Consider the following 13,495-nt stretch of genomic DNA (forward strand, 5'->3'; position numbering starts at 1 on the left):
TTCCCCGTCGGCGGACCCCTACGACGCCTCGCGCATCGTCAGTCCGCCGAGCTCGATCGTGTACGTCCGGGCCGCCTCGTCCCACCACACCGCGTACGTGGTGGGGTAGAGGCCGGTGCGCTGGTACGCCTCGGGTTGCGGCAGCTGCTCGTGCAACAGCGGCCGGGAGGCGAGCCAGTCGCGGCTCATCATCGGTTCGACGAACGCCTGCCGTCCGTTCCACGTGCCGTACAACACCGTCTCGGTGAGGTGGTGTCCCGATTCGGCGGTGTCGAGCCAGTGCAGTCCCATGCGCGGGACCGTCGACATCAGCGGATCCCCGCTCGGTGCGTAGCCCGCGGGCACGTATCTCGGGTCCGGCAGGGTGGTGGCTGCCTGGACGTAGCCGGGGACGAACGGGTCGATCGTGGACACGGTGGCCCTGTCGAGCAGATAGAAATGCACGTCGAAGTGCGGCACGTCGAAACCGTGCTCGGGGTTGTGGCCGTGCGAATTCCAGTCGACGGTGACGTGGTCGAACGGCGCGGCCTTCGCCTGCTCGGGCAGCTCGAGCACGTACTCCTCGGTGGTCGGCAGCGGGCCGCCGGGCAGCTCGTCGAGCGCGGCCGCGTCGAGCCGGACCCCGATCGTGGCCGGCGTGCCGTCGTCGTCGAGAGTGACGTATGCGCGGGCGTTGCCCGCCCCGACGGGACGCGCGGGGCCCTCGACCAGGTCGGAAATGCCCCCACCGGCCGCGGTCGCGGGAGCCACGAACAATCCGAGGCACCCTGCGGCGGCGATCACGGCGAGCAGACGGGCGCAGGGTCGAATCTCCATGTACAGCCCTCGATTTCCGACGCGGGGGTATCCGTCGTTTCGGATACTAACTGCGCGTCGGGCGGGCGCGGGCGCGGTAGATCGATTCGTGATCGTCGGGTGTTCGGAGTGCGTCCCGGCCTCGGCATCCGAGTGTCGCGGAAACCCGATCCCGGCGACCGCGGCGAGGGGTGGCCGGTCGCATCAGTACATCGTTCCCATCGCGGTTCGTACCTCGGCGAGTGTCTGCTCGGCGATCTCGCAGGCGCGTCGGTTACCCTCCCGCAGGACTGCGTGGACGTGGTCCGGGTTCCCGGCGAGGTCGTCGCGCCGACGACGGTGTGCGGCAAGGAAGTCGTTGACGGCCTCCGTGGCGATCTTCTTCAGTGCTCCGGCCCCGGCGTCGCCGATCGTGTCGGCGATTTCGTGCTCGTCGCCGCCCGTGCACAGCGCTGTTGTGGTCAGCAGCGCCGAGACCCCGGGGCGGGCGACGGGGTCGAAGGTGATCCGCCGATCCGAATCGGTCGGGGCCTTGCGGATCACCGCGGCTGTCTCGTCGGCGGTCATCGACAACGTGATCGCGTTGCCGTACGACTTGGACATCTTCCGTCCGTCCAGGCCGGGTACTTCCGGGCTGGAGGTGAGCAGCGCCTGCGGCTCCGGAAACACCGCCCCGTAGCGGTCGTTGAACCGCCGGGCGATCACCCGGGTCAGTTCCACATGGGGCAGGTTGTCCTTTCCGACCGGGACCAGATTGCCCTTGCAGAACAGGATGTCGGCGGCCTGGTGCACCGGATACGTCAACAGCAGGCCGCTGAGCGCGCGGCCCGAGGCGGCATGCTCGGCCTTGACGGTCGGGTTGCGGTGCAGTTCGGCTTCGGTGACCAGGCTCAGGAACGGCAGCATCAGCTGGTTCAGTGCCGGCACCGCGGAGTGGGTGAAGATCGTGGCCCGATCGGGGTCGATCCCGGCGGCCAGATAGTCCAGGACTGCGCTGTAGACGTTGTCCCGGACCCGGCCGATGGCATCGCGGTCGGTGACGACCTGGTAGTCCGCGAGGACGACGAAGGTGTCCACGCCCGAGTCGTGCAGACGCACACGCTCGGCGACGGTGCCGAAGTAGTGTCCCAGATGCAATGGGCCCGTTGGTCTTTCACCGGTCAGAACCCGATATCGACCAGGGTTCGCGGCGACGTCGGTGCGAAGAGTCTCGCTGCGTTCGACGCTGGTGGCAAGGGAAGTCATGTACTGCTCCTGAAATGGTCAGGGGCTGCACGAACCTCGATCTGGTCGGACGACGATCGCGGGCTGCGTACAGCCCGCGGACATGGTCAATTGGGCTGCCGGCGCAGCCACCACCATGCCTGTCGGATGACGATCACCCGGCCAGCGTAGCAGTTCGGCCGATTGCCGAACCATCTCTCGCCGTGCTCCAATGGAGCGGTGATTACCGTGACGCAGCGTTGGTGGCCGTACTCCTAGCGGCCCGTCGACTGTGCTTTCCGGCCGCCTCTTCCGCGGTCGATCACGCTCGCTTCCTGGACGGTGGCGGCACGTCCGGTGAGGTGGCCTCGATTCGAGAGGAACCACCCATGACCCACGACGATCCTGTTCCGGCCGGCGGTATCGGAGAGATGCTGATCAGTTCCCGTTCGCTGGACGAGTACCGGGCGATGTTCGGCCTCACCGCCGACGACCTGTTCCGACGGATCTTGGACTGCCCTGGAGGTGCGGCCGGGTTCACCGGCGAAGTGAACGACCGCGGCGGCGATGTAACTGCATGTGACACGGCCTATTTCGGTAACGGAGCGGAAGAACTGGCCGCCGTCGCGGCAGCCGAGACCGACCGCGGTGACCGATACGTCCGCGCTCACGCCGACGAGTACGACTGGACGTTCTTCGTCGACCCGGACGAGCACCGGCGCGTCCGGCAGCACGCGGTCCGGAAGTTCGCCGCCGACATGAGCCGGCACCCGCAGCACTACGTCGCCGGGCGCTTGCCGTCCCTGCCGTTCGCGGACGACAGCTTCGACCTCGTACTCAGTTCACACCTGCTGTTCAGCTATTCCGACCGCCTCGACCACGCCTTCCACGTCGACGCGATCGTCGAACTCGTGCGCGTCGCCAGCGGCGAGGTGCGGATCTTTCCGCTCGTGGCCTCGGGATCGTCGGTTCTCTATCCGCGCCTGGACGAGCTGCTCGCGGAGCTTCGGGGACGGAACATCGCCGGTGAAGTCGTCGAGGTCGACTACCGCTTCCAGAAGGGCGCCGACCGCATGCTGGTCTGCCGTGCGGCTCAGCCGCCCGTGTGCCTTTGTGGCGCCTCCGACCGCCACAAAGGCACACGGGCGAAGCGCCCCTTTTCTTGACTAATTCCAGAAAAGGGGCATACTCGTAGTCATGGAACGAACGGACGAGAACTTCGACCCTCGCGAGCAGTTGCGCTCGGTGGGGCTCCGAGTGACCGCTCCGCGCGTCGCGGTACTCGGAATGGTTGCCGCACATCCGCATTCCGATGCCGACGAGGTGGCCGCAGCCGTGCGCCGCGAACTCGGTTCCGTGTCCACCCAGGCGATCTACGATGTGCTGAAAGCCTGTGTGAGTGCGGGATTGCTCCGCCGGATAGAGTTGGCCGGCTCCCCGGCGCGGTTCGAAGCCCGAACCGGCGACAACCATCACCACCTCGTGTGCCGCAACTGCGGCACGGTCGTCGACGTCGATTGTGTGGTCGGCGCGGCCCCCTGTCTCGCTCCCTCGGACGCACGCGGATTCGCCGTCGACGAGGCCGAGATCACGTTCTGGGGACTGTGTCCCGACTGCCGTTAGTCCACCCCGTCGGCCAGGATGGTATCGCGCCCCCGGACCGAGAAGATCTACGCGCACAACGCATCAGGAGATCAGCATGACCAACGCACCCTTCACCACCAACAACGTGGGAAACCCGATCGGCAGCGACGACGAATCGCTGACCGCCGGTACCCAGGGCCCGATTCTGCTGCACGACCACTACCTCATCGAGAAGCTCGCGCACTTCAACCGGGAGAGGGTGCCCGAGCGGGTCGTCCACGCCAAGGGCGGCGGTGCGTTCGGTGAGCTCGTCGTCACCGGCGACGTCAGCGCCTACACCAAGGCCAAGCTGTTCCAGCCGGGCGCGAAAACCGAATCGCTCGTGCGTTTCTCGACCGTCGCCGGTGAGCAGGGCAGCCCGGACACGTGGCGCGACCCGCGCGGCTTCGCGGTCAAGTTCTACACCGAGGACGGCAACTACGACCTGGTCGGGAACAACACGCCGGTCTTCTTCATCAAGGATCCGATCAAGTTCCCCGACTTCATCCACTCGCAGAAGCGCCTGCCCGGCTCGGGCCTGCGCGACCACACGATGCAGTGGGACTTCTGGACACTGCGGCCGGAAACCGCACACCAGGTGACGTGGCTGATGGGCGACCGCGGTATTCCGAAGACCTGGCGGCACATGGACGGGTTCGGTTCGCACACCTACCAGTGGATCAACGCCGCCGGTGAGCGCTTCTGGGTCAAGTACCACTTCAAGACCGACCAGGGGATCGAGTTCCTCACCCAGGCCGAGGCGGACACCCTCGCCGGAACCGATCCGGACTACCACCGGGCCGATCTCTACAACGCGATCGAGCGCGGCGAGTACCCCAGCTGGACGCTGAAGGTGCAGGTCATGCCGGTCGCCGAGGCCGAGGCGTACCGCTTCAACCCGTTCGACCTGACGAAGGTGTGGTCGCAGAAGGACTACCCGCTCATCGAGGTCGGCACGTGGACGCTGAACCGCAACCCGCGCAACTTCTTCGCGGAGATCGAGCAGGCCGCGTTCGCGCCGTCGAACATCGTGCCGGGTATCGGCTTCTCGCCCGACAAGATGCTGCTCGGCCGCGTGTTCTCCTACGCCGACGCGCACCGCTACCGCATCGGCGCCAACCACGCGCAGCTGCCGGTGAATGCGGCGCGCAACGAGGTGCGCTCGTACTCGCAGGACGGAAACATGGCGTTCTCGTTCAACGACCCGGCGACGCCGGTGTACGCACCGAACAGCTTCGGTGGACCGCACGCCGACCCGCAGCGGGCCGGTGACGACGGCCTGTGGGAGTTCGGCACCGAGGCGATCCGCGCCGGATACGTCCGGCACGCCGAGGACGACGACTTCGCGCAGGCGGGGACGCTCGTACGCGAGGTTCTCGACGACGCCGCGCGGGAGCGCCTGGTCGACAACATCGTCGGCCACATCCTCGGCGGAACCTCGGAGTCCTTGTACGAGCGGATCTTCGACTACTGGCGGAGTGTCGACGCCGACCTCGGCAAGAAGGTCGAGGAGGGTGTCCGGGCCGGCCGCGGCTGACCGGACGCCGGATCAGAGCAGGCCCCACCAGTAGACGAGAACGGCGAGAGCGAAGACGATCAAGGATTCCATCGTCGGCCTCCTTCGCGATGCGAGCGGTTGCCTCCATCATCCGCCCCGCCGGCACCGATCTCCACATCCACCACGTACGTGCTCACCGCTTCGGGGGAATCCCCGAAGCCCTCGAAAGGAGTGGCAAGATGAACAGCCCCATCACCAGCACACTCGATCCGGCACGCCGCGACGTCGCCGCGGACGCTCTGCAGGCCGCCCTGGTCGACCTCGTCGACCTGAGCCTGATCGGCAAGCAGGCGCACTGGACGGTCGTCGGACCCCAGTTCCGCAGCATCCACCTCGCACTCGACGAGTTGGTAACAGTCGCACGTGATTTCGCGGACCAGGCGGCCGAACGACTCACCGCCATCGGTGTCGCCCCGGACGGCCGCGCCGCCACGGTGGCGCGCGAATCGGGCACGAAGGGGTTCGGCAACGACTGGACCAAGGGCGAGGAGGTCGTCGCGGCGATCGTCGACAACATCGCCGCCGTCGTCTCGCGGCTGCGTCACCGGATCGACTCCACCGCGGATGCCGATCCGGTGACGCAGGACCTGCTCATCGGGCAGACCGCTCGGCTCGAGCAGCTGCACTGGATGTGGCAGGCGCAGCTCGCCTGATCCATCACCCGTCCGTTCGAACAACTGTGTGACGGATGTGTCGGGAGTCATTGCTAGGTTGGAACCCGGACCGATGCCACGGCGTCGGGCCGGGTTCTTCTACCTGCGCTCTCGAAAGGTGTTCTCTGTCATGGTGATGGGTCCCACCCACGCGGTTTCCGGCGCGCTCGTCGGGTTGCTCGTCGCCGACGTGCTGCCGCAGGACTGGGGTGGGCCGACGTCCACCGCCGAGACGTTCGCGTTCGCGGGGGTGTGCGCCGGCGCGGCGCTGCTGCCCGACCTCGACACCGCACAGTCGACGGTCGCCCGGTCGTTCGGCCCGGTGAGCCAGGCCGTCGCCGGCGGCATCGACCGGGTCTCGGTCGGCTACTACAACCTCACCAAGGGGCGCCGGGACCGCAAGCGCCGCGGCGGGCACCGCACCCTGACCCACACCGCGCTGTTCGCCGGACTGCTCGGGGTCGGGGTGTCCGCGCTCGTCGCGCGGTTCGGGCGCGAGGCGATCGTCGCGGTCCTGTTCGTCACCCTCGGACTGGCGCTGCGGGGACTGTTCGGGGGATGGGCGAAGCGGAACGGTTGGCTCGCGGTCACTGCGACCGCTGCCATCCTGTCGGTGCTGACGTGGACGTGGTTTCCCGGGGAGGTCGGTTCCGTCGGTCTCGGGGTGGCGGTGACGCTGGGCTGTGCGACGCACTGCCTCGGCGACGCCATCACGAAGGAGGGCATCCCGTTCCTGGCACCGTTCCTGCCGTGGCGCGGTGAGCGCTGGTGGGAGTTCAAGATGCCGCGGGCCGTCGCGATCCGCGCCGGTGGTCCGTTCGAGGTGGGGATTCTCGGGCCCGGCCTGACACTGGCGGCGGTGGGATTCGCGATCTGGTCGATCGACGGTGCGCCCGAATACATCCAGGGGGCGCTCGAAGCTTCCGGGCTCGCGTTCTGAGGGACATTTTCGGGGCCGCTGGTATCGGAACTGAACTTGTTCTATTTTGGCTCTGATCTTTCTACCCCCACCTCAGATCGGAGCTCGACGACGTGAGCGACAGCGCACCGGCCATCAGCCTCAGCCGACGTGGATTCCTCGGCGCCGCCGCAGGAGCAGCAGCGCTGACCGGCCTCGGCTGGAGCCCCGCCGGTGCCGTGCCCCTCGGCGACCCGCGGGCGACCATCCCGGCACCGCCCGACTTCCCGGCCGACATCCCGCTCGCCCAGCAGCGCTTCGAGAACTGGGCCAAGACCATCCGCTTCGACGCCGTGTGGACCGCGACGGCCCGCGATCCCCAGGACGTCGCGCGCATCGCGAACTGGGCGCACGCCCACGGCTACCGCGTCCGCCCGCGGGGCACCATGCACAGCTGGAGCCCCCTGACCGTGGTGCCGGGAGGCAGCGTCGAGAAGATCGTGCTCATCGACACGATGGCGCACCTGAACTCCGTGACCGTCGACCCCTCCGGCACCCCCGCGACCGTCACCGCCGGTGCCGGGGCGAGCATCGAGTCGATCCTGACCGCCCTCGAGCACGAGGGACTCGGATGGGCGAATTCGCCTGCCATCGGTGACATCACCATCGCCGGTGCCCTGTCCATCGGTGCCCACGGTGCGACCTACCCGGCGGCGGGGGAGGAGGCGATCCCGGGGCAGTCGTTCGGCTCCCTGTCGAACCTCGTGGTCGCGCTCGACGCCGTCGTGTGGAACTCCGCATCCGGCGCCTACGAGGTGCGCACCTTCCAGCGGTCCGACGCCGACATCACCGCGTTGCTCGCCCACGTCGGCCGCAGCTTCGTCACGTCGGTGACCCTGCAGGCCGGCGCGAACTACCGGCTGCGTTGCCAGAGCTTCACCGACGTGCCGTGGCAGGAACTGTTCGCCCCGGCCGGTTCGCCCGGCCGCACGTTCGAGCGGTTCGTCGAGGAGAGCGGACGCGTCGAGGCGATCTGGTTCTCGTTCACCGAAACGCCGTGGCTGAAGATCTGGTCCGTCAGCCCGGAGAAGCCGGCCGGGTCCCGCGAGGTGTCCGGTCCCTACAACTACTTCTTCACCGATACGATCCCGGAGGCCGTGACCACCCCGCTCGGTCAGGTCGCGAGCGGTCTCCAGTCCGCCACCCCGGCGTTCGGGGCAGGCCAGTTCGGGGCTGTCGCGGCGGGACTCGTCGCGACCGGAACCGACGACCTGTGGGGCTGGTCGAAGGACCTGTTGTTCTACCTGCGGCACACCACGCTGCGGGTCGTCGCCGGTGGTGGTGTCGTGGTGACGCGTCGCGAGAACATCGCGCGCGTCATCAACGAGTTCACCACCTGGCTGCACGAACGCATGACCCACTTCGCCTCGCTCGGCCAGTACCCGGTCAACGGTCCGTTCGAGGTGCGGCTGTGCACCGTCGACGACCAGTCCGAGGTTCTCGTCGACTCGGCGGGCGCCCCGAACCTGTCACCGGTGCGGCCGCGGCCCGACCGGCCGGACTGGGACACCGCGATCTGGATGAACGTGGTCTCGCTTCCGGGCACGGCCGGGATGCCGGCGTTCTTCCGGGAGATGGAGCAGTGGATGGCGGACCACTACTCCGGTGACTACGCGACCTTCCGTTCCGAATGGTCCAAGGGCTGGGCGTTCGACGACGAGGGCGGCTACCGCCGTGCGGAGTTCCTCGGTGAGACCATCCCGGCCATGTACCGCACCGGACTGTCGTCGAAGGCCGGCTGGGACGGCGCTCTCGAGGTGTTCGACCGGCACGATCCGCACCGCGTCTTCGGCAACGAATTCCTCGACCGGCTGTTTCCCTGAGTCGAATTCGTTCTCTGAGGCATGATCGGGCAATGGCTCGTCCCGATTACGCGGGGTTGCTGCGCGCCGACACCGACCGACTGCTCCACGTCGCCGACGGACACTGCGATCGGCCGGTTCCGACCTGCCCGGGCTGGACCGTCGAACGGCTGCTGGGGCACGTCGGCCGGGTGCATCGGCGCGCGGCGGCGTGGCTGACGACCGCCGGTGGTGAAGTCGGGGCGAGCGGAGCGACGGGGAATGTCACCGAGATCGAACGCCCGCCGGGCTCCGAGAGTCTCGTGGAGTGGGTGCGGCGCGGTCTCGACGAGCTGCTCGCGGCACAGGACGCCGTCGACCCCGAGCAGACGGTCGAGACCTGGGACGGGCCGCGGCATTCCGCGTTCTGGGTCCGGCGCATGGCGGTCGAAACCGCACTGCACCGTGTCGACGGCGAGTCGGCGGCCGGTGCGCCCACGCCGATCGATGCGGCCCTGGCCGTCGACGGTGTCGACGAGTTGTTCGAGGTGATCATCCCGCACCGCGGCACCGGCGAACTGCGTCGCGGTGGGGAGACGGTCCACCTGCACGCGACCGACCCGGATCTCGGCGAGGGAGTCGGCGAGTGGTTGATCGTGCTGGGTGCCGACGCCGTGACCGTCGAACATGCGCACGCGAAAGGTGATGTCGCGGTGCGTGGTTCCGCGTCGGATCTGTTGCTTCTGCTGTGGAACCGGGTGGATCCCGCCGGGCTCGAGGTGTTCGGGGACCGTGCGATCCTCGAGCGCTGGCGAAGCGCCGTGACCGTGTAGTGCAGCTTCGCTGCCGGTGTGCCTTTCTGGCGCCCCTGGCCGCCACAAAGGCACACCAGCGGCAGCCTACGAGTTCGCGAGCTCGTAGCGACGGCGGTACTCGTGCTTGGAGGTCTCGCTGACGTCGACGTCGGTCGCCTTGGCGCGCAGCGCGCCGACGGTGGCCTCCTCACGCGGGATGTGCTTGAACGGATCCCAGCCGAAGAAGCGCGCGACGTTCTCGTGCGTGATCTTGTTGATCTCCTCGTCGGTGCAGTTCGACGCCTTCAGCTCCTCCATCAGCATCTCGGGCGACCGCGGCCACGTCGAATCCGAGTGCGGGTAGTCGCATTCCCAGGCGATCGTGTCGATGCCGAGACGGTCGCGGTTGCTCAGCGCACTCGGCTCGGTGATGTAGCAGGCCAGGAAGTTCTTGCGCCACGCGTCGGTCGGGGTCACGCCCTTGGGCAGGAAGGTCCGCCCGGTCCATTCCTGGTTGGTGACGTGCCGCTCGAGCCGGTCGAGCCACGGCGGAACCCAGCCGACACCGCCCTCGCTCATCGCGAACTTCAGGTCGGGGAACTTCTTGAGCGCACCGCTGAGCATGACGTCGGTCGCGGCGATCGTCGAGATGAGCGGCGTCAGGATCATCATGTCGTCGAGGTCGAAGCCCTCGGCGCGCTTGACGAGGTTGATGCCGCCACCGATGTGCAGACTCAGCACGATGTTGCGGTCGGCGCACGTCTTGAAGATCGGATCCCAGTAGCCCGACTTGAACGGCGGATAGCCTTCGCCGACGCCGTACGGGGTCTCGGGAATGCTGATCGAACGGACACCCATCGCGTCGAGGCGCTCGATCTCCTTGACCGATTCGTCGACGTCGAAGAACGGAATGATTCCGAGCGGGATGAAGCGGCCGGGGTAGGTGCTCGGGACCTCGCCGACCACCCAGTCGTTGAACGCCTTGCACGCCGCGAGCGACAGCTTCTTGTCCGGCAGACTCGCCAGGTGCGTGCCCGCGAATCCGGGGAACGTGGCGAACAGGGTCGCAGCGAGGGTGCCGTTGGCGTCCATATCGCGTACGCGCAGGCTCATGTCGTAGATGCCCGGCCGCATCTCGGCGTAGCCGGTGGGGTCCATGCCCCATTCCTCCTTGGGCCACGACGCGACCGCGTTGAGTCCCGAGCTCCCGACCACGACGCCCTGGAACATCCACGCCTGCACGTCGGGATTTCGCGGGTTGGCGGTCAGCTTCGGTGCCTGGTCCTTGAGGCTCTTGGGGAAGTATTTCTCGAAGAGATCGGGCGGTTCGACCACGTGGTCGTCGATGCTGATCATCACCATGTCGTCAATGTTCATCGGAATCCTCTCGTGCGGAACAGAGCTGTCCGGCGGCACTCGCTCCTGTGAGAATATTACTTTCAGAACTGAGAATCCAGATTTCGAGACGCTGCGAAGGGACGCCTACACGGCAGGCAGAACCTCTGTCATGATGCCGATATGAAAGAGAACGCCATTTCCGTCGACTTCTCGGAGGACCTGTCCGAGCTCATCCTGTCGGGGGCGCACACGTTCACCGCGGACTTCGGACTGAACACCCTCCTGCTCGACGAGCGCCGCTCGGTGATCCGCGCGAACCTCACCGACAAGGTGCGCTCCCCGGCCGGCGGGGCGGCTCTGGGCTTCCTGGTCACCGCCGTCGACATCGTGACCTCCGACCCCGCGCTCGTCGCCGGGGCCGGCGACTGGACCGCGACGCAGGACCTGTCCCTGCACGCCGTGAGCACGCCGAAGGACGGTCCGCTGTTCGTCGACGCCAACCTCGTCCGCACCGGCAAGAAGACGGTCGTCGTCTCGGCGGACGTCTACGACGGTCACGGTCGCCAGGACATCGCCGGTTTCGCACGCGAGATCGACGCCGGCGCGGCGGACGAACCCGGCGGACCGACCCTCGTGGCGCGCGGGCTCGTCACCTTCGCGCGGCTGCCCCGGCACGCGGCAGCCCACGCGGACCTCTACACACCCGAACAGTGGGTTGGCAAGGTGCGCGCTCACCCGGAGCGCGAAATCGACGGCGACATCTACGAACGCCTCGATCTGCGCGTCGTCGACGCGGAAGCCGGCATCCTCGAACTCGACCGGAGCCTGTTCGTCATCAACCAGATCGGCACCATCCAGGGCGGCGCGCAGGCCCTGCTCGCCGAGGCCGCTGCCCACGCGATGCGACCCGGACTCGTCGCCACCGACATGCTCGTCCGCTACCTGTCCCAGGTGCGGTCCGGCCCGGCGCGCTCGTACGGCACCGTGGTGCGCGACGCCCCCGACCACAGCGTGATCGACATCCGTCTCGTCGACGCCGGTGACGACGACCGGGTACTTGCGCTGATCACGGTGACACTGCAGCGCCCGTAGGCGCCGTTCGAGTGTGCACAAATGGTGGCTTCACGCGGGGCGGATTCAGGAGGCCAACGCAACACCCGCGATCAAATCCGAAAGCACATTACAGGGCTTCTTCCACCCGGCGTGTCGCAACAATTTGTGCACACTCGGCAGGGGCACACCGAATTTCACGCATCCAAGCGTTCGACCCGGTCCGGTCCAAGCGCGGGGGAGCAACGTCTGCGAGGTGACTTCAACCTCGACGAACCAGAACGGGCCGACGACTCTTCCGGCCATCCGGAAAAGCCCCGCGACCCGACGAGCCACCCTCGCGGTGGTGTGCGTGACGACCGCGATGCTCATGCTCGACATCGCGGTCGTCAACACGGCACTGCCGTCCATCGCAGTCGACCTGGAGACCGGTGTGAGCGCGCTCCAATGGGTGATCGACGCGTACACGCTGGCATTGGCCACGGTGGTCCTGAGCGCGGGATCCTGGGCGGACCGCCGGGGCCGGCGCCACGTGTTCCTCGTCGGCGTCGTGTGGTTCACCGCGGCGTCGCTGCTGTGCGCTCTCGCTCCCGACATCTGGATACTCGACATCGCCCGCGCCGCACAGGGTATCGGGGGCGCCATCCTGTTCGCGTGCTCGCTCGCGCTGCTGGCGGACGTGTTCGAGGAGGGCCCACAGCGCGCGGCGGCGCTGGCCGCCTACGGTGCCACCATCGGCGGGGCGTTCGCGGTCGGCCCACTCGTCGGTGGTCTGCTGACCGAATTGCTGAACTGGCGTGCGATCTTCCTCGTCAACATTCCGATCGGCCTCGTCACGCTCGCGCTCACGGTCCGGTGGGTGCCGGAATCGCGCGACCCGCATCCCCGCGGTGCCGACCTGCCCGGACAACTCCTCGTCTCCACGGGCCTGGCGGCCCTGGTCTTCGGACTGCTGCACGGCAACGAACACGGCTGGCTCGACCCGACGACCCTCACCGCCGCTGCGGTCGCCGCCGTCGCGCTGGTCTGGTTCGTGCTGCACGAACTCCGCACCCGCGAACCGATGCTGCCGCCGCACCTGCTCGCGAACCGCGCGTTCGCCGGCGCTCAGATCGCAGCGTTCGCGATCTCCGCGTCGCTGTTCGCGGTCTTCGTCTACACCACGATCTACCTGCAGAACGTGCTGCATCTGTCGCCCGTCGAGGCCGGGCTCGTCTACATTCCCGCGACCGTGGCGATGTTCGTCGTGGCCGGTGCCACCGCGAAACTGGACCGGCGGATCCCCGTGTACATCTCGCTGAGCGTCTCGCTGCTCCTCGTTGCCGTCGGTCTGGTCCTGATGACCACCGTCGACGTCGCCGGGTCCAGGTACGCGATGTTGCCCGGTCTGATCCTCGCCTGCGTCGGGGCCGGGGTGTTCAATCCCGTGATGAGCGGCCTCGTCCTCGGTGAAAGCACATCGGACCATTCCGGTTTGGCGGCAGGGATCAACGACGCGTTCCGTCAGACCGGTATCGCGGTCGGGGTCGCGGGTCTCGGCGCACTGCTGCCCGCGCAGTCGCTGCTGCCCGGTGGATCGCCGCACGACTTCGTCATCGGCCTGCACCACGCGCTGCTGGCCGCCGGTGTGATCGCCGCGCTCGGCGCGCTGGTGTGCGTGGTGATGCTGCGTCCGGCCCGCACGCCGGTCGAGGACAGCCGAGAGACCGCGAGCGTCGACGGCTGACCGTCCCCGCGCGCCG

Annotated in this window: 12 protein-coding genes; 9 read left to right on the forward strand and 3 right to left on the reverse strand. The window is 67.8% G+C overall.

What is annotated here, in order from left to right:
• Positions 1–18: 18 nt before the first annotated feature.
• Together ACWDUD_RS20330 and trpS are read right to left on the reverse strand one after the other, a co-directional pair.
• On the reverse strand, positions 19–816 hold the full coding sequence (locus ACWDUD_RS20330) for a DUF5602 domain-containing protein (RefSeq protein WP_450110437.1): 798 nt from the start codon (positions 814–816) through the stop codon (positions 19–21).
• 183 nt (positions 817–999) lie between these two features.
• Entirely contained in the window at positions 1,000–2,040 is a 1,041-nt protein-coding gene (trpS, locus tag ACWDUD_RS20335) for a tryptophan--tRNA ligase (RefSeq protein WP_450110438.1), read from the reverse strand.
• A gap of 347 nt (positions 2,041–2,387) precedes the next feature.
• Here trpS and ACWDUD_RS20340 point away from each other — a divergent pair, with 347 nt between their 5' ends.
• The 7 genes from ACWDUD_RS20340 to ACWDUD_RS20370 all read left to right on the forward strand — a co-directional run bounded on the left by ACWDUD_RS20340 (position 2,388) and on the right by ACWDUD_RS20370 (position 9,404).
• Positions 2,388–3,164 (forward strand): methyltransferase domain-containing protein, encoded by a 777-nt coding sequence (locus tag ACWDUD_RS20340; protein ID WP_450110439.1) that lies wholly within the window; start codon positions 2,388–2,390, stop codon positions 3,162–3,164.
• A 31-nt stretch (positions 3,165–3,195) separates the two neighbouring features.
• Positions 3,196–3,621 (forward strand): Fur family transcriptional regulator, encoded by a 426-nt coding sequence (locus tag ACWDUD_RS20345; RefSeq protein ID WP_450110440.1) that lies wholly within the window; start codon positions 3,196–3,198, stop codon positions 3,619–3,621.
• Positions 3,622–3,697: 76 nt separating this feature from the next.
• Positions 3,698–5,158, forward strand: a complete 1,461-nt coding sequence (locus ACWDUD_RS20350) for a catalase (RefSeq protein WP_450110441.1) — start codon at positions 3,698–3,700, stop codon at positions 5,156–5,158.
• A 200-nt stretch (positions 5,159–5,358) separates the two neighbouring features.
• Complete coding sequence (locus tag ACWDUD_RS20355) at positions 5,359–5,832, forward strand: Dps family protein (protein WP_197256899.1); 474 nt, start codon at positions 5,359–5,361, stop codon at positions 5,830–5,832.
• Positions 5,833–5,962: 130 nt separating this feature from the next.
• Positions 5,963–6,772 carry a metal-dependent hydrolase gene (locus tag ACWDUD_RS20360; RefSeq protein WP_248674244.1) on the forward strand — a complete coding sequence of 270 codons (810 nt, stop codon included), beginning with the start codon at positions 5,963–5,965 and terminating at the stop codon, positions 6,770–6,772.
• Positions 6,773–6,864: 92 nt separating this feature from the next.
• Entirely contained in the window at positions 6,865–8,613 is a 1,749-nt protein-coding gene (locus ACWDUD_RS20365) for a cholesterol oxidase substrate-binding domain-containing protein (RefSeq protein ID WP_450110442.1), read from the forward strand.
• Positions 8,614–8,645: 32 nt separating this feature from the next.
• Entirely contained in the window at positions 8,646–9,404 is a 759-nt protein-coding gene (locus ACWDUD_RS20370; protein WP_450110443.1) for a maleylpyruvate isomerase family mycothiol-dependent enzyme, read from the forward strand.
• A 66-nt stretch (positions 9,405–9,470) separates the two neighbouring features.
• Here ACWDUD_RS20370 and ACWDUD_RS20375 read toward each other — a convergent pair whose 3' ends face one another.
• Entirely contained in the window at positions 9,471–10,742 is a 1,272-nt protein-coding gene (locus ACWDUD_RS20375) for an amidohydrolase family protein (protein ID WP_450110444.1), read from the reverse strand.
• Positions 10,743–10,883: 141 nt separating this feature from the next.
• Between ACWDUD_RS20375 and ACWDUD_RS20380 the strand changes: the two genes are divergently transcribed.
• Together ACWDUD_RS20380 and ACWDUD_RS20385 are read left to right on the forward strand one after the other, a co-directional pair.
• The gene (locus ACWDUD_RS20380; protein ID WP_450110445.1) at positions 10,884–11,795 is read left to right on the forward strand and encodes a hypothetical protein; all 912 of its coding nucleotides are present in this window, start codon (positions 10,884–10,886) and stop codon (positions 11,793–11,795) included.
• A 214-nt stretch (positions 11,796–12,009) separates the two neighbouring features.
• Entirely contained in the window at positions 12,010–13,479 is a 1,470-nt protein-coding gene (locus ACWDUD_RS20385; protein WP_450110446.1) for an MFS transporter, read from the forward strand.
• The last annotated feature ends 16 nt before the right edge of the window (positions 13,480–13,495 follow it).

The organism is Rhodococcus sp. NPDC003382 (assembly GCF_053589135.1).